This is a genomic window from Sulfitobacter sp. R86518, assembly GCF_042466275.1.
Classification (GTDB): domain Bacteria; phylum Pseudomonadota; class Alphaproteobacteria; order Rhodobacterales; family Rhodobacteraceae; genus Sulfitobacter; species Sulfitobacter pontiacus.
The window spans coordinates 1,953,105-1,978,962 of sequence record NZ_JAXHCA010000005.1 but is presented as its reverse complement, the minus strand read 5'-3'; the positions used below and the strand labels follow the sequence as shown (position 1 = coordinate 1,978,962).

Genomic DNA, 25,858 nt, shown 5'->3' with positions numbered 1-25,858 from the left:
GCTTATATAGCGGCAGTATCCAAACGCCCCTCGAAGGTTGCGCGCAACTGTGATGAGAATAGGAGGGTCGCGAAGAAATTATGAGCGGAACGATGAGCATATCCATTCACCCAATGTTAAGTGTTGCGCCCTATGCAGTAGGGCAAATGAAGTGCCTAAGTGCCCGGGGCGCTTGCTGATGGGGCGGTCAGCGGTCCTGGCGCTTGGTCTCGGCAGCCTTGTGTGTGTGCTATTTGTCGGGTCGCTGCTGATTGGCCCGTCCAGCGCATCCGTGGGCGACAGTTTGAACGCGTTGGTCACCGGGCAGGGCGGCCCGCTGGCCACCGTCATGCGCGAGATACGGCTCCCGCGTGCGCTATTGGGCGTGATGATCGGCGGTGCCTTGGGGCTTTCTGGCGCTGCGATGCAGGGCTATCTGCGCAACCCGTTGGCTGATCCGGGGTTGATCGGGGTATCTGGCTCTGCAGCGTTGGGGGCTGTGCTGGCGATACAGACCGGATTGGCCGCGCTTGCAGCACTTGCGCTTCCCGCGATGGCGCTTGGCGGTGCCCTGCTGGGGGTGTTGTTGGTGCTGCTGTTGGCAGGCCCTCGGGGCACGTCACTGGCGCTGATCCTCGCTGGTATCGCAATATCGGCCTTTGCTGCGGCATTGACCTCGCTGGTGCTGAACCTGTCGCCGAACCCCTATGCGGCGAATGAGATCGTATTCTGGATGATGGGCTCTCTGGCGGACAGGTCCATGACCCATGTCTGGATCGCGATGCCCTTTCTGCTTGGGGGCGGTGTCTTGTTGGCGACCCTCGGGCGCGGGCTTGATGCGCTGACCTTGGGCGAAGACGCGGCAGAGGCGATGGGGATCAACCTATTCCGGCTTCGCCTCACGGTTATTATCGGTACGGCGGCGGTCGTTGGTGCCTCTACCGCCGTGGCGGGGGCGATCGGGTTTGTGGGGCTGGTCATGCCGCACCTGTTACGTGGCTTTGTTGGCGCGCGACCGGGGGCGCTGCTATGGGCCGCGACACTTGGCGGCGCGGCGATGATCCTCGCATCGGATATCCTTGTGCGCCTTGTGGTACCCGACCGTGATCTCAAGCTTGGGGTTGTGACGGCATTGGTCGGCGCGCCGCTGTTTCTCCACCTGATCTATCGCACGCGGAGGGAAGGGCTATGACCCTGCTATCACTACAAAACCTCTCCGTTCATCGGGGGCGGAAAACCGTTTTATCCGACATCAACCTGACCTTACGTGAAGGAGAGGTCGTAGGCCTGGTCGGGCCGAATGGTGCCGGCAAGACCACCTTGATGCGCGCGGCCCTGGGCCTGATCCCCGCTGATGGCCAAAGTTCAATCGCCGCACTTGCCCCGCGCATGCGCGGGCGTGCCGCCGCGTGGATGCCTCAATCGCGCGAGATTGCATGGCCGGTCACGGTTGAAACGATCATTCGACTGGGCCGCACACCCCATCTACGGGGCGGGCAGAAAATACAGGCAGAAGATCAGGCTGCCGTAGATCGTGCCATTGCGCAGATGGGTTTGGACACCTTCCGCAATCGTCCCGCCACACAGCTATCGGGTGGGGAGCAGGCGCGCGTGCTGATCGCCCGTAGCGTCGCGCAAGAGGCACCCTTGCTGATCGCGGACGAGCCCACCGCCGGGCTAGACCCCGCCCATCAAATCGCCGCGATGGAAAGCTTTTCCAAAGCAGCGGGCCAAGGGCGCGGGGTGCTCGTCTCGCTTCATGATCTGGGATTGGCAGCGCGGCACTGCACAAGGTTGATCGTGTTGCACAACGGCGCGGTCGTCGCAGACGACTTGCCACAGGCGGCGCTGACGACAGAGATTGTCAAAGCCGTCTTCGGCATCACTGCGTTCAGTGAAGTCACCGACAAAGGTTTTGTTTTCCAACCGCTTGAGGTCGTTTCTTAACCGCTGCTGTCCCGAGAAACACCGGGGATGTCCACAGCGATGACACCCAGTGATCGCGCGGTGGCCAGTGCAAGAACGGGGCTATCGGGCCCGCCAGTGCTGATCTGATACGCCCGCATTGCCCGCCGTGTCGCGTCGTCGAGCTCTGAATTAATGGCCCCGCCATAGAACCCTCGCGCCTCTAACGCACGTTGCAGCGTTGCGATCACGTCGGGCGTAAGCGCGCTGATGCAGGGGGTCTCGAACCAGTTGTCCACACGGGGAGAGACGATCATTTGCCGTGTTTCCGTGCGGTAGATCGGCAGCGACTGGATCTCGCCGGTAGAGCTGATCTGCGCCGGCTGCACCTGTACCTGCTCGGTCACCGTTTCGATCACTGCAGGTGATACGGTCCGCCCCCAACAGCTGCCCGGTGCAGCCCCTGCCGGGCCCTTGGTTGTCGCCTCGCGAACGCCAGGCTCGGGTACCTCTGCGTCTTGGGAGGGGGCGTTACACGCTCCGAGCGAGACGAGAACCGTAAATACGCAGGCGAATTGAACTAAATGTGATCGGGAGAAATACTGCACAGCCGGGCCTTGCGGGTCAAAGGGTCCGTCGCAGGCTAGCGGCTTTTCGCAGCAATGCCTAGATGATAGGCCTATCGGGATGTGAATAATGCCATCCCCTTGCCTGAGCCGTGAAAAGGGGCTGGCGAAGCCGCGGGCTGCTGTTTACATATGTCGAAATTCTAAATTCGAAGGGGCATTCAGATGGCCAAGATCACTTATGTAGAACACAATGGCACCGAACATGTCGTCGATGTGGCCAATGGCCTGACCGTCATGGAAGGGGCCCGTGACAATAACATCCCCGGGATCGAGGCCGACTGCGGCGGTGCCTGCGCCTGCTCCACCTGCCACGTCTATGTGGATCCCGACTGGGTCGAAAAAGTGCCCGCCAAGGACGACATGGAAGAAGATATGCTCGACTTCGCGTTCGAGCCCGATCCCGCCACGTCCCGTCTGACCTGCCAGATCAAGGTCACAGACGCGCTGGACGGCCTGCGCGTGAAAATGCCCGAAAAGCAAATCTGATGCGACGGCTGGCGCGACATATCTCGTCGCGCCTTTTGCCGATCGTTGCGGCGTGCGTGATCAATGCGCTGCCCGCTTCTGCGCAAGACATCGCCCGCGCCAGCTTTGGTGATCCGACCACACGCTATGATCACGGCGTATTGGGCGATGCGGTCGAATGGGGCAGCCTGACGCTGGGCTTGGCTGACGGCACCAGCCGCCGCATAATCTTACCCCAAGCCCTTGTATTCGAAGACACATCGCCCCGGATTGCGGATCTGGATGGTGATGGCCAACCCGAAGTGATCGTGGTTGAAAGCCATCAGTCCAAAGGTGCGCGGCTTGCGGTCTATGGCGCGTCCGGGCGCATCGCACAGACGCCCTTTATCGGGCGGAAAAACCGCTGGCTTGCCCCGATTGGTGCTGCGGACTTCACCGGCAATGGGCGGCTCGAGATCGCGATCGTCGTCACACCGCATCTGTCCGGTTCGGTGCAGCTGCTTGCTTACGATAACAGCAGCCTCACCGTCATTGCTACGGCAGAGGGGTTCACCAACCACCGCATCGGTGATCCGGAAATCGCGGGGGGTATCCGCACATGCGGCCCACACCCCGAAGTGATCCTTGCGCAGATGCCGTGGCAGCGCAGTGCGCCATCGCAAATGGTGGCCCTTCAGCTTGACGGCAAAACACTAAGCCCGCGAAGCTTCGACGTGCCCTTCACGGCCAGCAATATCGCCGCCGCCCAGGCCTGTACGCTCAACCCAAGCTGAACACAGACCTGCTTCCAATTGGTTAAAAATCCTGGGGGTCCGGGGGCAAGCCCCCGGTTCATCTCGTCAGACCAGCAGGCCGCGCCCTCAGGACAGCGCACGCCAGCCGATATCGCGGCGGTAGAACCCGCCCGGCCAGTCAATCGCCTCGACCATCTCATAGGCGCGTGCCTGTGCCTCGGCCAGGGTGTCGCCGCGCGCGGTGACGTTCAGAACCCGCCCGCCGATGGCCGTTATCGCCCCGTCTTTCTTGACGGTGCCCGCATGGAACACCATGTTGCGGCTGTCTTCGGGGAGGGCATCCAACCCTTTGATAACGCTGCCCTTGTTATAGCTTCCGGGATAGCCTTGCGCGGCCATAACGACGGTGACAGCGTGATCGTCGGCCCAGTTCACGCGGGCCTCGTTCAGCCGCCCTTCGGCGGCGGCATGCATCAGGTCAAAAGCCTGCGCGCCAAGACGCATCATCAAGACCTGACACTCAGGGTCGCCAAAACGGGCGTTGTATTCGACCAGACGGGGGGCACCGTCCTTGATCATCAAACCGGCATAAAGCACCCCTTGGTAAGGCGTGCCGCGCTTGGCCATTTCGGCCATGGTCGGGCGGATGATTTCTGCCAACGCACGTTCGGCGATCTCGTCGGTCAGCACCGGCGCGGGCGAATAGGCCCCCATGCCGCCGGTGTTGGGGCCGGTATCGCCGTCGCCGACGCGTTTGTGGTCTTGGGCTGTGCCGATCGGCAGTACGGTGTCGCCGTCACATAAAACAAAAAAGGACGCTTCTTCGCCGTCCATAAACTCCTCGATTACCACCTCTGCGCCCGCGTCGCCGAAGGTGCCGTCGAACATCGTATCGACGGCGGCCAGCGCCTCGGCATCGGTTTCGGCGATGATCACGCCTTTGCCCGCTGCAAGGCCGTCGGCCTTGATCACGATCGGGGCAGGGTGGTCGGCCAGATAGGCCCGCGCCGCGTCTGCGTCGGTGAAATGCCCATAGGCGGCAGTGGGGGCGTTTGCTGCGTCGCAGATCTCTTTCGTAAAGGCTTTGGAGGCTTCCAGCGCCGCGGCCGCTTTTGACGGGCCAAACACCAATACGCCGGCAGCGCGCAGATCATCGCCAACGCCTGCAGCAAGCGGGGCTTCTGGCCCGATGATGACGAAATCGATGTTGTTTTCATCGACAAAACCGACCACCGCCGCCCCGTCGTTGATGTTGAGACTGGCGCAATCCGCGATGACGGCGATTCCGGCATTGCCCGGTGCCACGATCAGCTTGTCGCATTTAGGATTTTGCAATACGGCCCAGGCTAGGCTGTGTTCGCGCCCGCCGCTGCCCAGAATGAGGATGTTCATGGTTGCACTCCCTTGGCCTTGGTTGCTGCGCGTTCTAAGCTGGGACTGAGCCCGACACAAGATAAACACGGAAAGACACCGCTGATGGATCTGATCGACGACCCGCGCGAGGGGCAGAACAGCCCCGAATTCACCGTGACCGAGCTTTCGGGCGCGATCAAACGGGTGATCGAGGGCGAATTCGGCCATGTGCGGATTCGCGGCGAGGTGGGGCGTGTCAGCCGGCCACGTTCGGGGCATATCTATCTGGACCTCAAGGACGACAGTTCGGTTATTTCCGGTGTGATCTGGAAAGGCGTGTCGGCACGGCTTGAAACCCAACCCGAAGAGGGGATGGAGGTGATTGCCACGGGGCGCATCACCACCTTTGGCGGGCAGTCGAAGTACCAGATCGTGATCGAGGATATCAAACCCGCGGGCATGGGCGCGCTGATGGCGTTGCTGGAAAAACGCAAGGCGGTGCTGGCGGCCGAGGGGCTGTTCGCCCCCGAACGCAAACGCCCGCTGCCCTACCTGCCAGAGGTGATCGGCGTCGTGACCTCGCCCTCGGGGGCGGTGATCCGCGATATTCTGCATCGTCTGCGCGACCGGTTTCCGCGCAAGGTGTTGATCTGGCCCGTCGCCGTGCAGGGGGCGAAATGCGCGCCAGAAGTCGCGCGCGCCATTGCGGGGTTCAACGCGCTGACCCCGGGCGGAGCCTTGCCGCGGCCTGATCTGTTGATTGTGGCGCGCGGCGGCGGTTCGGTCGAGGATCTATGGGGGTTCAACGAAGAGATCGTGGCGAGGGCTGCCGTAGCATCCGACATTCCGCTGATTTCGGCGGTGGGGCATGAAACCGACACCACGCTGATCGACTATGTCTCTGACAAGCGCGCGCCCACGCCGACGGCGGCAGCCGAGCTTGCGGTGCCTGTGCGCCATGAACTCGTCGCCCTGCTCGATGGGCAGGAGGCACGGATGACCCAAGCGCTCAGTCAGGGCCTTGCGCGCCGCGACCAGCGGTTGCGCGACATGGCGCGCGCGTTGCCTCGGCCCGACAGCCTGCTTGATGGTCCGCGCCAACGGCTCGATATGCGCGGCGCCCGTCTGGGTCCGGCGCTGACCGCGGGTGTGCAGAAACGCAAGGTGCATCTCTCTGACATCTCTGGCGCGTTGCGCCCTGCCAGCCTGCGCCGCAGCCTTCAGGCAGAGCAGCGCAGGCTGGCCGCCCTGGCCGATCGCTTCCGCCCCGAGGCATTGGGCCGCGAGCAAAAGCGCCGTCTTGAAGGTTTGATCGCCCGTTTCCGCCCCGACGCGTTAGAGCAGGACCGCAAGCGGAAAGAGGAAGCCTTTCAATCGCTTGCGCGGCGCCTTTCAGATGCCGGGCAACGGCAGACCCAAGGCTGGCACAAACAGATTGCAGGGCTTGACCGTCTGCATGAGATGCTGAGCTATAAATCGACGTTGGCACGGGGCTACGCCGTGGTACGCGGCGACGGGGGCGTGGTGACAACCAAGCAGGCGGCGCAGGATGCTTCGGCGCTCGAGATTGAATTTATCGACGGCAAGATGAAGATCGGCGGCGGGGCGGCCCCTAAAAAGACCCCCAAGAAAGCGCCCGAACAAGGCAGCCTGTTCTAGGTCTTAGACACCTACCTTCGGGCCGAGGCAGGTAAAATCCTGACCGCTGTTTTGCGCCTCGTAAAGCTCGGTGGTGGTCGGGTCGTTTTCGAACTGCGCGATCAACCCGGACGCCCCTTCGCGAAAGCGCCAACACTGGGGTGTCGGGTTCTCGTCATAGGTAAAGCAAATCTTTCCCGTATCTTCGTACCAGCGGCCTGACTTGCATTCACCGTCCAGAAAGGACCATTCGACGCGCCGGTTGCTCAGATACCGCTCCGCACCGTAGGTCTCTCCGTTTTGGGCGTAGAACAGGGTTTTGCCCCGTGTATAGGCGTCAAATTCTGCCGCCGACATCATGGATTGCGCGGCCAAAGGGGAGGCCTGTGTCAGGGCGAGGATCAGGGCAAGCTGTTTCATAGCCGCAGCGTGCCAGAAACCCGAGGCGTGATCTAGTCTTGATCGCGGACCGGCTGCCAACGCGCAACACGGCGGTCCATCACCCGGTGCCACAGCGGTGGGACCAGCGCCAGCACAGCCATCACTGGCAGGGATCGCGGCAGCATCGGCATGGTGCCCGGTGTCAGCTCCAGCGCCGGAAAGGCGCGCGAGGGGCGCATGTGATGGTCCGAATGGCGCGGCGCATTCAGCATCATCGCCGAGGAATACCACGCAGGCGCATTCCAACTATGCTGCGGGCCCACGGGCTCGGGCTTGCCATTTTCAGATGTTTTGCGGCGCAGGCCATAGTGTTGCACATAATCGGACAGCAACAGCTGCATTTGCGCATAGGCCGCCAGCGCCAGCATCGCAACGACCCCGCGCGCGCCGGCCACTGCAAAGCTAGCGGCGAGGGTGATCAACGCACCAGTGACATAGGTGACATAAGGGTGTGACAACAGGTGCCGTTTTCCACGCCGCTGCCGCGTATCAGCCCGTAGCCCGGCCATAAACTCGCCTTTTAGGGCGCGCAGGGCATAGGTATAGAAGCCTTCGCCCAATCTGGCCGAATTCGGATCATGCTCCGTTGCGACGTAGATGTGATGCACGCGCAGGTGGGCCGACACGTGATGCCCGTGCAAAAGGCTGCAATAAATCGCGGTGCCGATCCGTCGGGGCCATTTCGACGCGGCATGGATCAGCTCATGTGCGTTGGAGTTCGAGATCTGGCCAAGAAACAGACCAAGCCCGATATAAATCAACAGCTTGTCGGTCACATTCAACGTGTCGCTTGCGCCCAGCGCCCAGACCCCAAGGGGTAAAAGCGTGAAATGCACAGCGCCCAGTGTAAGGCTTAGAACACGACCCGAAGAGTTTCGCACTGGCAGTCGGCGAGATAGCCTATCAAGGCAAAACACGACCACAGTGATCGACAGCAGCGCGATCAAGGGCCAGGGGCCGCCGCGTAGACAGGCGAGAAACAGAAATATCGCTGGGGTCAGGCTGGCGATGCTGTACCAGAACATAGGGCGGCTCCGCTGGGGATGCGTGTTTCTTATACGCGAAATGGCGCGTGAAAAAGGGCCTAGGTCGCCGCAGCTACCGCGTAAACTGCTGCGGATTGGTCGCTTTTACTCTGCGCAAGCTGATGCGGCTTTGATAGCGTGATGCGAAAGCGATACGAGAGGGCGGCCCGATGGCGTTGGATAATCATGATACCTCAGATGCAAACGCACCGCGCAAAGGTGTGTGGAAATCTGGCAAGGGTAAGGGGCGCAGCCACACCAAGGGTCGTCAGCTGCAAGAGGACGCGTGGGATGAGGTGCGCGCCCTATTGGCGGATAAACCGCGACGTGCCGATCTGCTGATTGAGCATTTGCATCTTATTCAAGATAAATTCGGGCATCTTTCTGCGGCGCACCTGCGCGCTTTGGCCGAAGAAATGCGCATGAGCATGGCGGAAGTTTACGAAGTCGCAACGTTCTATGCCCATTTTGACGTGGTGAAAGAGGGGGAAACACCACCGCCCGCGCTGACCATACGGATTTGCGATTCTCTGTCCTGCCAATTGGCCGGTGCGCAGGCGTTGAAAACCGCACTGGAAGACGGGTTGGACGCGTCAGAGGTGCGTGTCGTGCGTGCGCCTTGTATGGGGCGTTGTGATACGGCACCGGCGCTTGAGATCGGGCATAACTTTGTCGACCACGCAACGCTGGAAAAGGTGAAGCAGGTCATCGCGGCAGGCGATACCCATGTGCATGTGCCCGACTACGAAGCCTTCGACGCCTATGTCGCTGGCGGGGGGTATGAGGTGCTCACGAAACTGCGCCGTGACGGCGATTGGGAGGACGTGCAGCAAAACCTGCTCGACGCTGGTTTGCGCGGTCTTGGCGGCGCCGGTTTCCCGTCGGGTAAGAAATGGGGGTTCGTGCGGGATAACGCGGGCCCGCGCTATATGGCGGTCAACGGCGATGAGGGGGAGCCCGGCACCTTCAAGGATCGCTGGTACCTGGAACGCCTACCACATCTTTTCCTGGAGGGGATGCTTATCGCCGCCTGGGCCGTAGAGGCAGAGAAAGTGTTCTTGTACATGCGGGACGAATACCCGCAGGTGCTCGCGCTCCTTCGGACTGAGATTGCGGCGCTCGAGGCTGCAGGCATTGTTCCCGCAGGATACATTGATCTGCGGCGCGGTGCGGGGGCTTATATCTGCGGTGAAGAATCCGCGATGATTGAAAGCATTGAAGGCAAGCGTGGGCTGCCACGGCACCGTCCCCCTTATGTGGCGCAGGTGGGTATCTTTGGTTGCCCCACCTTGGTGCATAACGTTGAAACCCTGCATTGGGTGGCGCGCATTTGCCGCGAAGGGCCCGAGGTGCTGAACAGCACGGAAAAGAACGGGCGCAAGGGCCTGCGCAGCTATTCGGTATCCGGGCGCGTCGCCAAACCCGGGATGTATGAACTGCCTGCGGGATCCACGATCACCGATGTCATCGAGGCTGCGGGTGGCATGGCCGACGGGCACCGGTTCAAAGCCTATCAACCGGGTGGGCCATCCTCGGGGCTGCTGCCCGCCGCGATGGATGATATACCACTCGACTTTGATACATTGCAGCCGCACGGGTCTTTCATCGGCTCTGCAGCAGTAGTGGTGCTGTCGGACCAAGACAGCGCCAAGGCCGCAGCGTTGAATATGCTACGTTTTTTTGAGGATGAAAGCTGCGGGCAATGCACCCCCTGTCGCGTGGGCTGCGAAAAAGCCGTCAAGCTGATGCAGGCGGATCGATGGGATAAACCCCTGCTGGAAGAGCTCTCGACTGCTATGGTCGATGCCTCTATCTGCGGGTTGGGGCAGGCAGCGCCGAACCCGATCCGCCTGGTGATCAAACACTTCGCGGACGAGGTTTAGAACGGGATAGACGTCTCTTCAAAGCGGGAATTAGTTCTGCACCACCAAACAGGTGCACCCGGTCGCGCGCATCCTGTCGCACAGGCGCTGGGCGTCGGTGCGGCTGTTGCTGCCGTATTGTCCGAAGTAGAATCCCTTGCGGCGCGACACGCGGTTTTTCTTGAACAGGAAATCCAGACGCCGTCCTTTCACCGCGCTGCGACAGCTTGCTGTCTGGGCATTGGCTTTATCCCGCGCGCGGTCCTTGCTGGTCCCGAAGGATACCTGAACCCCCCAGGGTTTGATCACCGGGGCAGGGGGTGTCACCTTTAGGGCGGTCAGCCGGCGATTGCGTGCCATCTCGTAGCAGGCGGGCAGGAAAGCTTGCGTTTTTGATAGCCGGAAATCGGGCGTTTTGGGCGGGGCATCGCGCCATTGCTCGGCGTCCAGACCGGTGATGATGGGGACATAGGCGACCGTCTCGGGGGCGAGCCCTTTGCCGATCAGAAACCCCTCCGCACGGCGCTCGCCGCCATTGTAGCCGATCGCAGCCAGTCCTTCGTTCCCGTATTTCTGCGTCATTTCAGCCAGATACTGGGCAGAGTGTTCCAGTGCGTCAGCTGGATTATATGGGTCTTTCAGCCCGCGCAGCGCGGCGGTGGAGGGGATGAACTGCGCAATGCCGCGCGCATTGGCGTGGCTCAAGGCGTTTTGGTCAAACCTGCTTTCTTGCCAGATCAGCCGCGCGAAAAATCCGCTGTCCAGCCCGTGCCGCTCGGAAAAGACCTTGATCGCGTTGCACGTGTCATACACGAAATGCGCAGGGCGGATGCAGTGGGCATGACCCCATTTGGTGCTGGAACAGTAGCGCTGGTCCGGCTCGGCCTGCGCCGCCCCTGCCATCAGTATCACCCAGAGCACCCATAAAAACCGCATACAGACTTGGTGCGCGACGGGCCCCTTGCTGTCAATTGCTCTTGTCGCCCTTCCATCCCGCCGGTCGAGCCTATAGATCATAGAAAACGCCTGACAATTCGGAGAGCGCGCTTGGCCTTTTTTCAAAAGCTGAAATCCAAAATGTTCAAATCCTCGTCCAAGATCGACGAAGGGCTTGAGGCGATTGTCGAAGATGGCGGGGCGACGGATACCCCTGAAACGGTGGATGAGGTTCCTGTCGATCAGGTGATGGATGCGCCGCAGGCCGCGGCCCAAGCATTGCCCGAAGCGGTGGATGATGAACCCGCACCGATGCCAGCGGATGAAGAGGATACGCCCGCGCCCGTGCCGCTGCGCGAGACGATGACCCCCGTGGCCCCCGATCTGGTGCCCGCACCCCCCGAGCCAGCACCGGCCAAACCCGGTCTGATGGGCCGCTTGATGGGACGCAGCGCCGCGGCCCCTGTTGTGCGGCGTGTGCTGGATGACGAGATGCTCGAACAGCTCGAAGAGCTGCTGATCTCGACCGATATGGGCGTGGATACGGCCCTGCGCGTCACCGCGAATATGGCCGAGGGGCGCTTTGGCAAGCGTCTGTCTGTGGACGAGATCAAGCGCCTCATGGCGACAGAGGTCGCGCGGATCATGGACCCGATTGCCAAGCCCTTGCCGATCTATGCCAAGACACCGCAGGTAGTGCTTGTGGTGGGGGTAAACGGGTCGGGCAAGACGACCACAATCGGCAAGCTGGCCAGCCAGTTCAAAGCCGCAGGCAAGAACGTTGTGATCGCCGCCGGTGACACATTTCGCGCGGCCGCTGTCGAACAATTGCAGGTCTGGGGCGACCGTGCCGACGTGCCGGTATTGACCGCAGGGCAGGGGTCGGACCCGGCGAGCCTTGCGTTCGACGCGATGACGCAGGCGGAGCGTGACGGCGCTGATCTGCTGCTGATTGACACGGCCGGACGGTTGCAGAACCGCGGCGACCTGATGGAAGAACTGGCCAAGATCGTGCGGGTCATTCGCAAGAAAGACCCAAGTGCGCCGCATAATACTCTGTTGGTGCTGGATGCGACGACAGGGCAGAATGCGCTCAACCAAGTGAAGGTTTTTCAGGAAATTTCAGATGTTTCCGGTCTGGTCATGACCAAGCTGGATGGCACGGCCAAGGGCGGTGTACTGGTGGCGCTTGCAGATAAGTTCGGGCTGCCGATCCACGCCATCGGCGTCGGCGAACAGATTGACGATCTGCAGCCCTTTGACCCGCAGGAGTTTGCGGATGCCTTGATGGGGCTGGACCCGCAGTGACGCAGCATAAAGGTTCGGCGACATGACCGTATGGATCAGCCAAATTGAAGGCACCGCAGCGGGGCACCAAGCGGCGCTTTGGCTTGCGCTGGCCGCGGCTTTTCTGCACGCCGTTTTTGGCGCGCTTCAGAAAGGGCGCCATGATCCGTGGTTGACCCGCGGGGCTATCGACTTTTCCTATTGCCTGATGGCAGCGCCCTTTGCGCTGTTTGTCGTGCCGTGGCCCGAGCCCCATATGTGGGTCATTTTTGCCGGGGCTTGGGCGATCCATATTGTCTACAAGCTGTTACAGGCCTGGGCCTACACCAAGGGGGCCTATACGGTCGTCTACCCTGTCGTGCGCGGCACGGGGCCCTTGTTCACCGTGATCGGCGCCTACCTCATTTTTGGAGAGAGCTTTTCGGGCGTGCAATGGTTGGGCGTTGCGGTGCTGGTGGCCGGCATCTTCGGGCTGGCGCTGTATAACTTTGTCTACCTCGTGTCCGAACGCGATACGCTGAACGCGGCCCTCGGGCTGGCGGTGCTGACGGGGCTTTTCGTGGCGCTTTATACGACATTCGACGCCTATGGCATCCGCGCGACGGACAACCCGTTTACCTTTCTGGCGTGGTTTTTCATGATCGACGGGCTGGTCATGCCCGTGATCGCCGCGCGCCGCTGGCTGCGGATGGAGGATCGTCCCGACCTTGGCCCGTTGATGACCCGTGGCGTGGCGGGTGGCTTTGTCGCCTTTTTCAGCTTTGGTTCGATCATGCTGGCGACCCGTCTGGACAAAGTGGGCGAGGCCGCCGTGCTGCGTGAAACCTCGACCGTGTTTGCGGCGCTGATCGGATGGTTGGTGCTGAAAGAAACCGTAGGCCCGCGCCGTATTGCCCTGATGGCGCTGATCGCGCTTGGCGCGGTGATCGTCGAAATGGGCGGATAACTGGAGAGCAAGATGAGCACGACACGCGAGATAAACCCTTTCGTCAAATCGGCGCTGGAATACGGGCCGGTGCTGATATTCTTTGTCGCCTATCTGCGCTTCAAGGACGAGACTTTCACCCTTTGGGGCACCGACTACAGCGGCTTTATCGTGGTGACGGCGGCCTTTGTGCCGCTGTTGATCCTGTCGACGGGCGCGCTGTGGGCGCTGACGGGCAAGATCAGCCGCATGCAGGTTGCCACAGTCATTCTGGTGACGCTGTTCGGGGGCCTGTCGGTTTGGCTGAATGACGAGAGGTTCTTTAAAATGAAGCCGACCGCCATTTACCTTTTGTTTGCAGTGCTTTTGGCGATAGGTCTGGCGCGGGGGCAATCCTATCTCAAGTTCGTGATGGAGGAGATGATGCCTCTGAATGACGCCGGCTGGATGATTCTGACCAAGCGGCTGATGCTGTGCTTTTTCGGTCTGGCGCTCGCGAACGAGCTGATCTGGCGCTTTGCCAGCACCGAGACTTGGGTGTATTTCAAGACATTCGGGCTGACGGCGGCGGTGTTTGTGTTTTTTATGACGCAAGGGCGGCTGTTCCAGACCTATGGTTTGGAAAAAGACGAAAGCTAGGACGGGGGCCAGCCCCCGCTGCCCCGTATGGGGCAGCGCCCCCGGGATTTACGGCCATTTGGAAGGCGGCTTGCTGTTATAGTTGACGCGAGCGGGCGAGGGGCGTAGCAGATGACACGTGGCGATTTGATACCGGATTGCGGGCCACGGGCAGAGAGACCTGCCAAATTCCGCTAAAAGGTCAGGATGAAAGCCCCCTTTCGCTTGACCGCGTCTGGGGTTTTTTTACGCCCGCTGCACGGCGGGACAGGAAGGATGAGAGAATGAGCGTTGATTGGAAACCACGGACCAAGGCTGTTCACAGTGGCACCCGCCGCAGCCAGTATAACGAAGTGTCCGAGGCCGTGTTCCTGACACAGGGTTTTGTCTATGACAGCGCCGAACAGGCCGAGGCGCGGTTCCAGTCGCTGGGGGATGACGAGTTTATCTATGCCCGCTACGGCAACCCCACGGTGCGCATGTTCGAGGACCGGATCTCGGGCCTTTTGGGGTATGAGGATTGTTTCGCCTGTACCTCTGGTATGGCGGCGGTCAGCGGCGCGCTGACATCGCTGCTGAAAGCAGGCGATCACGTGGTCGCCGCGCGCGCGCTTTTCGGGTCATGCCTGTATGTGCTGGAGGATATCCTGGCGCGTTTCGGGGTCGAGGTGACCTTGATCGACGGCACGGATAACGCGGCGTGGGATGCGGCCATTCGCCCTGACACGACCATGGTCTTCTTTGAGAGCATTTCGAACCCTACCCTGGAAGTCGTTGACATGCGCCATGTGGTGAAAGCGGCCCATGCCGTCGGCGCGCTGGTATTGGCGGATGACGCCATGGCGACGCCGGTATTTTCCTATGCCAAGGAATGTGGTGCGGATATCGCCATTATCTCGACCACGAAACATGTGGACGGGCAGGGGCGTATGCTGGGCGGTGCGATTTGCGGCCCCAAAGAGCTGATCCGCGGACCCGTCGAAACCTATATGAAACACACCGGCGGCGCGATGAACCCGTTTACCGCCTGGACCCACCTCAAGGCGCTTGAAACCATCGACCTGCGTGTGCGTGCCCAGGCGGATGCCGCCTATAAGATCGCTGATGCGCTGAACGGGCACCCCAAGCTGAGCGCTGTGCGCTATCCGACACATCCCAGCCATCCGCAGCACGCGCTCGCCACGTCTCATGCGCCGTCGGCGGGGACTGTCTTGGCGGTAGAGGTCAAGGGCGGTAAGGACGCGTGTTTTGCATTCCTTAATGCGCTCGAGATTATCACCATCTCGAACAACTTCGCCGATGCGAAATCCATCGCGACCCATCCGGCGACCACGACGCACCAGCGTTTGCCGGATGACCAGAAGGCCACGCTGGGGATCAGCCCCGGCCTTGTGCGCTTGTCTGCGGGGCTTGAGGACGTGGATGATCTGATCGCCGACATCCGTCAGGCGCTGGACACATTGAAGTGATCACTTGGGGGCTTTGCCTGCTTGGCTGGACGGAGCATTGGTAAAGCCCCCGATATCGCCTATATAGGGGGCAACTTGCGAAAGGGCCTTGCTATGAATATCGCCGCGACAGTGATACCGGACCGTGATGACGCGGTTGCGGCACTTGATACGTTGCGGGCCTGGGCGCGCAAGGCCAGCACCGCCGAGATTGAGACGCTGGACCCGTCGCTGGCCCGTCTGCTGCAAAGCGTTGACAGCTATCCGCAGTTTAGCCGCGATTATCCCAGTGATTTCGCCGTGGGAGATAACTACAAGGCTACGCTGCCCGATCTGCAAAACGGCCCGTCGAGCCTAATCCGTGGTGCGAAACAGCAGATCCAGCACGTGGGGATATCGAACTTTCGTTTGCCCATGCGGTTTCACACCCGCGAGGGCAGCGATCTGACGCTCGAGACATCGGTCACCGGATCGGTCAGCCTTGAGGCGGATAAGAAGGGCATCAACATGTCCCGCATCATGCGCAGTTTCTATAAACATGCGGATGAGGTGTTCAGCTTCGAGGTGATGGAAGCTGCGCTGGATGATTATAAGTCCGACCTCGAAAGCTATGATGCCCGCATCCAGATGCGGTTTTCCTTTCCGGTACGGATCGATAGCCTGCGGTCGGGGCTGTCGGGCTACCAGTATTACGACATTGCGCTTGAGCTGGTCGAGGCCGCAGGCGCGCGCAAGAAGATCATCCACCTTGATTACGTCTATTCCTCTACCTGTCCCTGTTCGCTGGAGCTGTCCGAGCATGCCCGTGCGACACGGGGGCAACTTGCCACGCCGCATTCGCAACGCTCTGTCGCGCGGATCTCGGTCGAGGTGAACTGCGAGGAAAGCTGCCTGTGGTTCGAAGACCTGATCGACGCGGCGCGGCGCGCGGTGCCGACAGAAACGCAGGTGATGGTCAAACGCGAGGACGAACAGGCGTTTGCCGAGCTGAACGCCGCTAACCCGATCTTTGTCGAAGACGCGGCGCGGCTGTTCTGCGAGCAGTTGCAAGCCGAACCGCGGGTGCGTGATTTTCGCGTTGTGGCCAGCCACCAGGAAAGCCTGCACAGTCATGATGCGATCTCTGTTCTGACGCAGGGCGATACCTTTGCGGCTCAAAGCATTGACCCCAGACTGTTCAGCACGCTGTTCCACGTCGGCTGATGTTCGCACGATTTTAGGGCAGTTACTCTGACATGTTTTCATTCCGCGTATTTATTGCGCGGAGGTTTGTGGTGCTTGCTTGAAACATGCACAAAGCCATGCTGCGATGCGGCATCTTCGGGATGCTGCTATGCAGAAACGTCGGTTCTCATTAGGGATTGCTTCGTTATATTAAGAGGCAGAACAAGGTAACCGGCAGAAATGCCAAGATAAATCGAGAGTTTATTATGGCTTACAACAGCACAATTTCGCAAAGCAACGTCCCCACTATCAAAGCCCCCTTCGCCGTCATCGGCGGGTTTTTTGCTGCCATCTGGAACGGTTTGATCGCAGCGGGTGCGAACTCGGGCCGGATGCGTCAGGTGACATTCCTGCAGTCCAAGACCGACGAAGAGCTGGCCGCGATGGGTATCAAACGTGATGACATCGTGCACCATGTTTTCCGCGACACATATTACGTCTGATCGGTTCACAGGTTGATTATTGACGGCCCGGGTGTGTCTTGCCCGGGCCGTTTTGCGTTTTACCGCAGGGCGCGTCCTTGACACCGGCGCGCCGCCGCGCCAACGCTGCGCAGATGTTGGATTTGCGCCCAGTTGGATATGTCATCGGCCTGTTGGTGTCGGTGCTTGGCATTGCGATGATCGTGCCAATGTTGGTCGATATTGCCGAAGGGCGCGGCCATTGGCCCGTCTTCGTCGAGGCCGGGCTGATCACCATGCTGGGGGGCAGCATGATCGCGCTGGCCTGTGCCAACGGGGTCAGGGAAGGGCTGACGATCCAGCAGACCTTTTTGTTGACGACGGCCGTGTGGCTGATGCTGCCGCTCTTCGGCGCGCTGCCGTTCATGCTGGGCGCGACAGAGGCGCGTTTCGTCGATGCGGTGTTCGAGGCCATGTCGGGCATGACCACCACCGGATCTACGGTGTTTTCCGGGCTTGATGATCTGCCCAAGGGGCTGTTGTTGTGGCGTGCGATCCTGCAGTGGCTGGGCGGCATCGGGATCATTGTTGTGGCGATGGTGTTCCTGCCCGAACTGCGCGTCGGTGGTATGCAGATTTTCAAGTCGGAAGCTTTTGATACCTTTGGCAAAATCCTGCCGCGGGCCGGGCAGATCGCCAGCCAGATTTCGGTCATTTATGTCTGGCTGACCTTCGCCTGCGCGCTGACCTATCTGACCTTGGGAATGAACGTCTTTGACGCGACGGTCCACGCGCTGACCACCGTGTCTACGGGCGGGTTTTCAAACTATGACGCCTCTTTCGGGACCTTTAGCGGCAATGCGGAATATGCGGCGTCGATCTTCATGGTGCTCGCGGCGCTGCCTTTCGTGCGCTATGTGCAATTGCTGAACGGCAATCCATTGGCGCTGCATCGTGATCCGCAGGTAAAGGGTTTCTTGCTGACGATTGCGGTGCTGGTGGGGCTGATCTTTATCTCTATCCAGTCGGTCTTTCCGCATCATTGGGAGCAATCCCTGCGCGAGGCGCTGTTCAACATCACTTCAATCATTTCGGGCACGGGCTTTGCCTCGGTCGATTATATGACCTGGGGGCCGTTTCCCGTGGCGCTGTTTTTCTTTACGGGGCTGATTGGCGGCTGCGCGGGGTCCACCGCCTGTTCGATCAAGATCTTCCGCTATCAGCTGTTGTTCGCATCCATCCGTGCGCAGTTGCAGCGAATCCGGTCACCCCACGGCATCTTTACCCCGCGCTATGACGGTCGCCCGATCAGCGGCGATGTCATGATCTCGGTCATGTCGTTTTTCATGTTTTTCACGCTGACATTAGGGCTGGTGGCCGTGGCGCTCAGCATGACAGGGCTGGATTTCGTGACCTCGATCTCGGGGGCGGGGGCGGCCTTGGGGAACATCGGGCCGGGTCTGGGCAAGATCATCGGGCCGGCGGGCAATTTCAGCACCCTCAACGACACAGCCAAATGGATCCTGACCGCCGCAATGCTGGTCGGGCGGCTGGAGCTTATGGCGGTATACGTCATTCTGACATTCAAATTCTGGAGAGCATAATGAGCGCAGTACAAACCCGTCCTTTGGGGGCACAGATTTCTCATATGCTCAAAACTCGCGGGGTAGAGGTGATCTTTGGCATCCCCGGCGTGCATAACCAAGAGATGTACCGCGGGATCGAGGAAGCAGGGCTGACCCATGTGCTGGCGCGGCACGAACAGGGGGCGGGCTTTATGGCAGATGGCTATGCCCGGGCCACAGGCAAGCCGGGGATCGCCTATGTGATCACCGGCCCGGGGCTGTGCAATGTGATGACGCCGATGGGGCAGGCCTACAGCGATTCCGTGCCGGTGCTGGTGTTGTCCTCCTGTCTGGATGAAACGGCGGCGCGGAAGGGGCAGCTGCACCAGATGAACGATCAGCGCGCGGCGGCGGAAACCGTGTGCGACTGGTCCGAAATGGCGCTGACGGCACCGGCGGCCTACCAGTTGATTGATCGCGCCCTGACCGAATTTGCCACCAGCCGCCCGCGGTCCAAGCATATTTCTGTTCCCATTCACCTGCTGGAGGCAGAGGCCGCCCCCGCGCACGCCCTTGCCGTCAGCGCGACCTTGCCGGCGGTGCCCTCTGCGCAGATCGACCTTCTGGCGCAAAAGCTGGCGGCAGCGCAGAAGCCGCTGTTCATTTTTGGCGGTGGTGCCGTTGGCGTTCAAAACGTTGACGCCCTGCTGGCCCGCTGGCAGGCGGCGAGCCTGACGACTTATGCCGGACGTGGCATCGTCTCGCCCGGAGCGCCGCTGCATTTCGGGGCCTATCTCGCGCGGGAAAGCAGCGTCGATGTGATCGCGCAGGCGGATCTTGTGATCGCCGTCGGGACCGAGCTGGCAGAGGTGGACCTCTGGCGCGATCATCTGGGGCATTCAGGCGAGCTGGTGCGCGTTGATATTGATCCGTCGGTTCTGGCGGACCCGCAAGCGGCACCGTTTGCCATTCTTGGGGATGCGGGACAGGTAATGGCCGCGCTTGACGCTGCCTTGCCGGACGAACGCACAGCAGCGGGTTGGAATGCGGCCGAGGTGGCAGGCTGGCGCAAACGCTGGCGGTCAGAAGTGGATATGGAGCGTCCGGGCATCCTTGCCGTGGTGGACGCGGTCAAGGCTGCGACGCCCGAAGGCACGATGATCTACTCGGATATGACCCAATTCGCCTATGCCGCGACAGAGGTCTGGGAGATGGACCGCCCCGGAAATTGGCATCATCCTTACGGGTTCGGCACGCTTGGCTACGCAACACCTGCTGCGATTGGTGGGGCCATTGGCCGCCCCGGGCTGCCGACCATGGCGATCATCGGGGATTATGGCTTTCAGTACACGGTGCAGGAACTGGGGGCTGCGGTAGAGCTGGGGCTGCCCTTGCCGATCATCCTGTGGGACAATGGCAAACTGGGCGAAATCGAAGACAGCATGACCCGCGCGCAGATCGCGCCAAATGCGGTCATCGCTCATAATCCCGATTTTTGCAAACTGGCCGAAGCCTACGGAGCCTATGCTGCGGCACCGAAATCGCTGGAGGAGTTGCCAGAGGTCCTGGCGCAAGCCTTCAAGGCCGACCGCCCGACGTTGATCTATCTGACGCCCCAGACCGCAGTCTGATCAAGGGCGCTGCCCGAAGCGGTTCAAACGACTGACCCCGATCCCCCGTTAAACGGGGGATCGGGGTTTTCTTTATTCCCAACAGCTGACCAGTACGGTCATGCCCTTAGCTTTTTCACGCAGGTCCTGCGGCTTGATCGTGGTGCTGCTGGCCGTGGTATCCACGGTGACACCGGCCTTTTGCGCAAGCTCTGCGATGACCTTGGATTCAACCGCAAAGGCGACATCTTCGGGCAATTCGCGTGCGCCATTGGCACGGGGCAGCAACATGCCCAAGACCCGCCCGTCACGATCCAGAATCGGACCACCCGCGTCCCCGCTGCGGGCTTCTAGCGCGAGGCGGGCGATGTTCTCTTCGCCTTGCAGCCCACGCACATCGGCCAGCGTGCCATAGGTCACGGTTGCAGATCCAAGCACGCCTTCATAGGGGAAACCCGCAACCGCGATTTCGGATTGCAAACGGGGGGGCACGGTGTTGAACGCCGCCACATCCAGGGGCGAAAGCGCTGCGCGGGGTTTCAGCAGGCTGATCCCGCTGGCCGCATCGTCAACAACCACATCAAGCTCTGTCTCGTCGTCCAGCGTCAGCCGACCACAGCTTTGCACCGCCTCGGATGTGGTGGCAACAGTACCGCGCCCATCAATGAAGAAGCCCGAGCGCGAGATTTTCGGCGACCGGATTTGCAGGCCTGACACCAGATCGACAGCCTGACGGTCGCCACCCCCCGCTGCGGCATCCAGCGTACCGGGCAGGCGGGTAAAGGATTTCGTCATCTCGGCAATCACGCGGCGGCGGCGGTCTTCGTCCCCGGCGGGCCAGATGAGGGTGAAGCCCTTGATCTCGCCATTCTGCAGCGACACCTGCGTCTGGCTGACGATGCGGCCGTTCTCGCCGATCAGCTCGAAACTGTCGGATTTCCGCTCGCGCGGGCCTTCTTCGGGGACGATTTCAAGGGTCTGCATGATGTCATACAGACCGAAAAGCGTATCCTGATCGCCCGCCTGACTGATCAGCAGAACCCGCGCGTCGATGTCGCCGGTGCCATTGTAATGGGCGAAGGGGGGCTCGAACCGGTCAAACCCCACGATCTTGGTCGGCATCACCATCTCGATCCCCGCGTCGGCGTTGCGCACGACCTGCAGGCCCAGACCTTCGAGCACGGCGTTATATTGTTTCAGAAGGGCGGCGCGTTGCAACTTTGTCAGCACGCCGGTGGCGTCATAGCCGTTGGCCCCTTGCCAATCGGCCATAGACCCCCGCGTACCGCGTCCGAAGGCACCGTCGATAGAGGCATTGTAAAACCCGGCCCACTTCAGCGCGACCTGCAGCTGTTCGCGCGCCGCGCGGTCAAGCTCCCGTTCGCTAGCGCGCGCTTCGGCCAGGGTTTCGTCACGTGGTGGTTCTGGCAGGACGGGGACTTGCGTGGTTTCTGTCTCGGCGGTGGCGGTGTTCTCTTGTTCCAGCGCTTCGCTGGCGGGGGGCAGTGTGGTTTGCGTGATCTCACTGTCTGTCTGCGTATCGGTGGGGGATGCGGGGTCAACCGGTGCGATCAGCGGAATGTTCAGGACGTTCGCGCCCACGGGCCAGAACTGCTGCTGGAACCGTTCAGAAAGCTGGATAAAGCTGTCGCGCGGAATCACCCCGTCGCGGCGGTAGCGGCGCAACAACAGCTCGGCGTCATCACGGCGATAGGGGCCGACCGCGATTCCATACCAGCTGCCGCCCAAGGCAAAGCCGTTCACATCCTCAAGATTGGCGCTATAGGCACGTGCGCGATCTGTCGCCGCGGCCAGATTAGGCTGGGCTTCGACCTGTATCCAAACCACATCATCGGCAGACTGTGCAAAGGCAAACGGGGCAATAAACAAGGCGGCGATCAGGGCCGCAAACAGTCGCGTCATAGGTATGGGTGCTCTCAAGGATTTAAACTTGCAGTAGATAAGCAGGAACCTGTGCAAAATACCATGCTTGAGACAGCGCAAATCATCACAAAGCTGCCAATTGACCCTACCGCGACAGCACCTTAGGAAAGGCGCGCAGCAGCAAAGGCAAAATCTTATGTCCGACCCGGTCCAGCGCCCCCGTTCATTTCAGGAAATCATCCTCGCCCTACAGTCCTATTGGGCGCGTCAGGGCTGTGCTGTCCTGCAGCCCTACGACATGGAAGTCGGTGCGGGTACGTTTCACCCGGCCACGACCCTGCGCGCGCTTGGCACCAACCCTTGGGCCGCCGCCTATGTGCAGCCCTCGCGCCGCCCGACCGACGGGCGCTATGGGGAAAACCCCAACCGTTTGCAGCATTACTACCAGTTTCAGGCACTGATCAAACCCAGCCCGCCCAACCTGCAAGAGCTCTACCTCGGATCGCTTGAAGCGATCGGGATCGATATGGCGCTGCATGACATCCGCTTTGTCGAGGATGACTGGGAAAGCCCCACTTTGGGCGCATGGGGACTGGGCTGGGAAGTCTGGTGTGACGGCATGGAAGTGTCGCAGTTCACCTATTTCCAGCAGGTCGGCGGCCATGATTGCCACCCTGTATCGGGCGAGCTGACCTACGGGCTCGAGCGTCTGGCGATGTATGTTCTGGGCGTCGATCACGTGATGGACATGCCCTTTAACAGCCCCGATGCGCCGATCCCGCTGACCTATGGTGATGTGTTCAAACAGACCGAGGAAGAGTACGCCCGCTGGAACTTTGATGTCGCCAATACCGACGTGTTGCTGGACCACTTTGTCGAGGCCGAGAACGAGTGCAAGGCGATCCTTGCGCAAGATGCCGTGGACCCCAAGACCGGCAAGCGCATCGTGATGGCGCACCCCGCCTATGACCAATGCATCAAGGCGAGCCACATCTTCAACCTGCTGGACGCACGCGGTGTCATCTCGGTGACAGAGCGTCAGGCCTATATCGGGCGGGTACGCACCCTTGCCAAAGCCTGCGCTGACGCCTTTGTTCAGACACGGGCCGGCGGTTGGTCGGAAAACGCGGCATGAACGGTAAAATTGTAGGAGGCGTCATCTTGGTTGCAGCAGCCATTGCGGGTCTCGCGCTTTATTATCTACAGGTCTACGGCTATTATCACGAGGCACCGGCACCGGATGAGGGCGTCTCGCTGGTGTCGATCTCCAGCAATGCGTCCGAGCCGATCCTGACCGACAATTTCCGCGCCATCGACGCCGACAGCTCGCCCATCCGCTACCGCGCATGTTTCGACACCTCGCTCAGCCTCGCCATGCTGTCCGAAACCTATGTCGTCAGCGACGAGGTCACGCCGCGCAATGCACCGGGCTGGTTCGACTGTTTCGACGCCAGGGCCATCGCAGAAGAGATCGAGGCAGGCACGGCGCTGACCTTTCTGGGGCAGAAGAACGTGCATTTCGGCGTTGACCGTATCGTTGCGATCACTTCGGACGGGCGCGGCTATGTCTGGCACGAGCTGAACGATTGTGGCGACAAATCCTATGATGGCACCGTGGTGGGCGAAGCCTGCCCGGAACGCCCCGCCGACTGATCCACCCCGGATCGACAGGCCCTTTGACATAAGCGCTGTTTGCGCGACACATATTTAACCGCACCCAAGCGACACGCGGCCCCGAAAGGTACGAATCCATGCCCGACCTCCTGATAGAGCTTTTCTCGGAAGAAATTCCCGCCCGCATGCAGGCGCGCGCGGCGGATGATCTAAAGAAACTGGTGACGAACGGTCTGGTGGATGCGGGGCTGACCTATGCTTCTGCCGCGGCCTTTTCGACGCCGCGTCGCCTGACCCTGACGATCGAGGGGATGCTGGACGCCAGCCCGTCGCTGGTCGAGGAACGCAAAGGCCCCAAGGCCGACGCGCCGGAAAAAGCCATCGAAGGGTTTCTGCGCGGCGCAGGGCTGACCCGCGACCAGCTGGAAGAGCGCGACACGCCCAAGGGCAAGATCCTGTTTGCCATGATCAACAAGCCGGGCCGCCCCGCAGCCGAGATCGTGGCAGAAGTGCTGGAAACCACCATTCGCAATTTCCCTTGGCCCAAATCCATGCGGTGGGGCAGTGGCAGCTTGCGGTGGGTGCGCCCGTTGCATTCGATCCTGTGTATCCTGTCGGCCGAGGATGGCGCGCAGACCGTGCCCTTGACCATCGACGGGATCACCGCAGGCGACACCACGCGCGGGCACCGCTTTCTGGCCCCCGATACAATTACCGTCAGCAGCTTTGACGACTACAGCGCCAAGCTGAAACGCGCGTTTGTCGTGCTCGACCCGGCAGAGCGGCGCGATACGATCTGGAACGACGCGACCAATATGGCCTTTGCCAACGGGCTTGAGGTGGTCGAGGATGCGGGCCTGCTGGCAGAGGTCGCAGGGCTGGTGGAATATCCCGTCGTGCTGATGGGGCAGATTGGCGATGATTTCCTTGGTCTGCCGCCCGAGGTGCTGCAAACCTCGATGAAAGAGCACCAGAAGTTCTTTTCCGTGCGCAACCCCAAGTCGGGCCGCATCGAACGCTTTGTCACCGTCGCCAACCGCACCACCGCCGACGATGGCGCGACCATTCTGGCAGGCAATGAAAAAGTGCTCTCTGCGCGCCTGTCGGACGCTAAATTCTTCTGGGAAAACGATCTGCGCATCGCGCAATCGGAGGCCGGGATGCAGACCTGGGTGGACCGCCTGTCCAACGTGACCTTCCACAACAAGCTGGGCACACAGGCCGAGCTGATCTCGCGCATGGAGGCGCTGGCTGGGGAACTCGCCCCGATGGTCGGGGCCGACGCAGAAGAGGCCCGCGCCGCCGCCCGTTTCGCCAAGGCCGATCTGTCGTCCGAAATGGTCTATGAATTTCCCGAACTTCAGGGCCTTATGGGCAGCTACTATGCCAAAGCCGCAGGCAAGTCCGAGGCCATCGCCGCCGCCGCCCAAGACCACTATGCGCCGCTGGGGCCATCCGACGACGTGCCAACCGCGCCCGTGTCCATCGCCGTGGCGCTGGCAGAGAAAATCGACAAGCTGACCGGCTTCTGGGCGATTGACGAAAAACCGACCGGGAGCAAAGACCCGTTCGCGCTGCGTCGCGCGGCCTTGGGCGTTATTCGGATTTTGGTTGAGAATGATGTGTCGCTGAAACTGCGTGACACCATCCTTGAGCATTTGTCTCAAGCCCCTGCACCGGCTGCTGGAAGCGCCGAAGAGACGGCAGAAAACCTCCTCTCCTTCCTCCATCATCGCCTTAAGGTCTACCTCAAAGACCAAGGCGTCCGTCATGACATCATCGACGCTTGCATCAGTTCTTCTGATGGCGCACCTGCTGGTGCGACGGACGGCAACGACGACCTGACCCTGCTTGTCAAACGCGCCAAGGCGCTGAGCGAGACGCTGAAAACCGACGACGGGGAAAACCTGATCCAGGGGTTCAAGCGCGCCAACAATATCCTGAGCCAAGCCGAGGATGCGGATGGGGTGGAATACTCCTTTGGCGCGGACATCAAGTTTGCCGAGACGGACGAAGAGCGCGCGTTGTTTGCCGCCCTTGATACCGCAGAGGCGCAGATCAAACCGGCGATGGAGGCACAGGATTTCGGCACGGCCATGTCCGCGATGGCGTCCTTGCGCGGCCCGATTGATGCGTTCTTTGATGCGGTGCAGGTGAACTCTGATAACGCGACGGTCCGGCGCAACCGGTTGAACCTGCTCAGCCGTATCCGCACGATCTGTAGCTCGGTCGCGGATCTGACGAAAATCGACGGGTAACGCAGCAGACCCGACACGTGGGCAAGGCGATCACGCCTTGCCACACCACGGCGAAAG

Annotated in this window: 23 protein-coding genes; 17 read left to right on the top strand and 6 right to left on the bottom strand. The window is 61.0% G+C overall.

The window, feature by feature from the left end; all coding sequences use genetic code 11:
• Positions 1–178 precede the first annotated feature (178 nt).
• Both SJY36_RS10535 and SJY36_RS10530 read left to right on the top strand, forming a co-directional pair.
• Positions 179–1,171 (top strand): iron ABC transporter permease, encoded by a 993-nt coding sequence (locus tag SJY36_RS10535; RefSeq protein ID WP_037963938.1) that lies wholly within the window; start codon positions 179–181, stop codon positions 1,169–1,171.
• Positions 1,168–1,926 (top strand): ABC transporter ATP-binding protein, encoded by a 759-nt coding sequence (locus tag SJY36_RS10530; RefSeq protein WP_386174895.1) that lies wholly within the window; start codon positions 1,168–1,170, stop codon positions 1,924–1,926. The genes SJY36_RS10535 and SJY36_RS10530 overlap by 4 nt, the downstream gene beginning before the upstream one ends.
• Here SJY36_RS10530 and SJY36_RS10525 read toward each other — a convergent pair.
• A complete protein-coding gene (locus SJY36_RS10525) occupies positions 1,923–2,291 on the bottom strand; it encodes a peptidoglycan-binding domain-containing protein (protein ID WP_386174893.1) in 369 nt (122 codons plus the stop codon). The two genes, SJY36_RS10530 and SJY36_RS10525, sit on opposite strands and share 4 nt — an antisense overlap.
• 384 nt (positions 2,292–2,675) lie before the next feature.
• On the opposite strand from SJY36_RS10525, the gene SJY36_RS10520 reads away from it, so the two are divergent.
• Both SJY36_RS10520 and SJY36_RS10515 read left to right on the top strand, forming a co-directional pair.
• On the top strand, positions 2,676–2,999 hold the full coding sequence (locus tag SJY36_RS10520; protein WP_005854231.1) for a 2Fe-2S iron-sulfur cluster-binding protein: 324 nt from the start codon (positions 2,676–2,678) through the stop codon (positions 2,997–2,999).
• A complete protein-coding gene (locus tag SJY36_RS10515; protein WP_386174890.1) occupies positions 2,999–3,751 on the top strand; it encodes an FG-GAP repeat domain-containing protein in 753 nt (250 codons plus the stop codon). The genes SJY36_RS10520 and SJY36_RS10515 overlap by 1 nt, the downstream gene beginning before the upstream one ends.
• Before the next feature lie 87 nt (positions 3,752–3,838).
• Here the strand turns inward: SJY36_RS10515 and purD are convergent, their stop codons facing one another.
• Positions 3,839–5,104: a phosphoribosylamine--glycine ligase gene (purD, locus tag SJY36_RS10510; protein WP_386174887.1), complete on the bottom strand. Its 1,266-nt coding sequence runs from the start codon at positions 5,102–5,104 to the stop codon at positions 3,839–3,841.
• Between the two features lie 84 nt (positions 5,105–5,188).
• Between purD and xseA the strand changes: the two genes are divergently transcribed.
• Entirely contained in the window at positions 5,189–6,724 is a 1,536-nt protein-coding gene (gene xseA / locus SJY36_RS10505; RefSeq protein ID WP_386174884.1) for an exodeoxyribonuclease VII large subunit, read from the top strand.
• Positions 6,725–6,727: 3 nt separating this feature from the next.
• On the opposite strand, the gene SJY36_RS10500 is transcribed toward xseA, so the two are convergent.
• Together SJY36_RS10500 and SJY36_RS10495 are read right to left on the bottom strand one after the other, a co-directional pair.
• Positions 6,728–7,123 (bottom strand): hypothetical protein, encoded by a 396-nt coding sequence (locus tag SJY36_RS10500; RefSeq protein WP_386174881.1) that lies wholly within the window; start codon positions 7,121–7,123, stop codon positions 6,728–6,730.
• Positions 7,124–7,155: 32 nt separating this feature from the next.
• Complete coding sequence (locus tag SJY36_RS10495; protein WP_386174878.1) at positions 7,156–8,169, bottom strand: alkane 1-monooxygenase; 1,014 nt, start codon at positions 8,167–8,169, stop codon at positions 7,156–7,158.
• Positions 8,170–8,339: 170 nt separating this feature from the next.
• Between SJY36_RS10495 and SJY36_RS10490 the strand changes: the two genes are divergently transcribed.
• Positions 8,340–10,052 (top strand): NAD(P)H-dependent oxidoreductase subunit E, encoded by a 1,713-nt coding sequence (locus SJY36_RS10490; RefSeq protein WP_386174875.1) that lies wholly within the window; start codon positions 8,340–8,342, stop codon positions 10,050–10,052.
• Positions 10,053–10,082: 30 nt separating this feature from the next.
• On the opposite strand, the gene SJY36_RS10485 is transcribed toward SJY36_RS10490, so the two are convergent.
• A complete protein-coding gene (locus tag SJY36_RS10485; protein WP_386174872.1) occupies positions 10,083–10,967 on the bottom strand; it encodes a lytic transglycosylase domain-containing protein in 885 nt (294 codons plus the stop codon).
• A gap of 111 nt (positions 10,968–11,078) precedes the next feature.
• Here SJY36_RS10485 and ftsY point away from each other — a divergent pair, with 111 nt between their 5' ends.
• From ftsY to SJY36_RS10445, 8 genes are all read left to right on the top strand, one after another.
• Entirely contained in the window at positions 11,079–12,275 is a 1,197-nt protein-coding gene (gene ftsY / locus SJY36_RS10480; RefSeq protein WP_005854207.1) for a signal recognition particle-docking protein FtsY, read from the top strand.
• A 22-nt stretch (positions 12,276–12,297) separates the two neighbouring features.
• Entirely contained in the window at positions 12,298–13,200 is a 903-nt protein-coding gene (locus SJY36_RS10475) for a DMT family transporter (RefSeq protein ID WP_386174868.1), read from the top strand.
• A 12-nt stretch (positions 13,201–13,212) separates the two neighbouring features.
• On the top strand, positions 13,213–13,818 hold the full coding sequence (locus SJY36_RS10470) for an inner membrane-spanning protein YciB (protein WP_005854205.1): 606 nt from the start codon (positions 13,213–13,215) through the stop codon (positions 13,816–13,818).
• A 263-nt stretch (positions 13,819–14,081) separates the two neighbouring features.
• The gene (locus tag SJY36_RS10465; protein ID WP_386174865.1) at positions 14,082–15,266 is read left to right on the top strand and encodes an aminotransferase class V-fold PLP-dependent enzyme; all 1,185 of its coding nucleotides are present in this window, start codon (positions 14,082–14,084) and stop codon (positions 15,264–15,266) included.
• Positions 15,267–15,359: 93 nt separating this feature from the next.
• Positions 15,360–16,448, top strand: a complete 1,089-nt coding sequence (folE2, locus tag SJY36_RS10460) for a GTP cyclohydrolase FolE2 (RefSeq protein ID WP_386174862.1) — start codon at positions 15,360–15,362, stop codon at positions 16,446–16,448.
• 227 nt (positions 16,449–16,675) lie between these two features.
• Complete coding sequence (locus SJY36_RS10455) at positions 16,676–16,912, top strand: hypothetical protein (protein WP_005854202.1); 237 nt, start codon at positions 16,676–16,678, stop codon at positions 16,910–16,912.
• Between the two features lie 113 nt (positions 16,913–17,025).
• A complete protein-coding gene (locus tag SJY36_RS10450; protein WP_037945061.1) occupies positions 17,026–18,474 on the top strand; it encodes a TrkH family potassium uptake protein in 1,449 nt (482 codons plus the stop codon).
• Between the two features lie 44 nt (positions 18,475–18,518).
• Entirely contained in the window at positions 18,519–20,066 is a 1,548-nt protein-coding gene (locus SJY36_RS10445) for a 5-guanidino-2-oxopentanoate decarboxylase (protein ID WP_386176492.1), read from the top strand.
• Between the two features lie 72 nt (positions 20,067–20,138).
• Here SJY36_RS10445 and SJY36_RS10440 read toward each other — a convergent pair whose 3' ends face one another.
• Positions 20,139–21,968, bottom strand: a complete 1,830-nt coding sequence (locus SJY36_RS10440; RefSeq protein ID WP_386174859.1) for a serine protease — start codon at positions 21,966–21,968, stop codon at positions 20,139–20,141.
• Positions 21,969–22,125: 157 nt separating this feature from the next.
• On the opposite strand from SJY36_RS10440, the gene SJY36_RS10435 reads away from it, so the two are divergent.
• The 3 genes from SJY36_RS10435 to glyS all read left to right on the top strand — a co-directional run bounded on the left by SJY36_RS10435 (position 22,126) and on the right by glyS (position 25,801).
• On the top strand, positions 22,126–23,064 hold the full coding sequence (locus SJY36_RS10435) for a glycine--tRNA ligase subunit alpha (protein ID WP_005854198.1): 939 nt from the start codon (positions 22,126–22,128) through the stop codon (positions 23,062–23,064).
• Positions 23,061–23,582, top strand: a complete 522-nt coding sequence (locus tag SJY36_RS10430) for a DUF6446 family protein (protein ID WP_386174856.1) — start codon at positions 23,061–23,063, stop codon at positions 23,580–23,582. Before SJY36_RS10435 ends, SJY36_RS10430 begins: the two co-directional genes overlap by 4 nt.
• 98 nt (positions 23,583–23,680) lie before the next feature.
• Entirely contained in the window at positions 23,681–25,801 is a 2,121-nt protein-coding gene (gene glyS / locus SJY36_RS10425; protein WP_386174853.1) for a glycine--tRNA ligase subunit beta, read from the top strand.
• Positions 25,802–25,858: the final 57 nt, after the last annotated feature.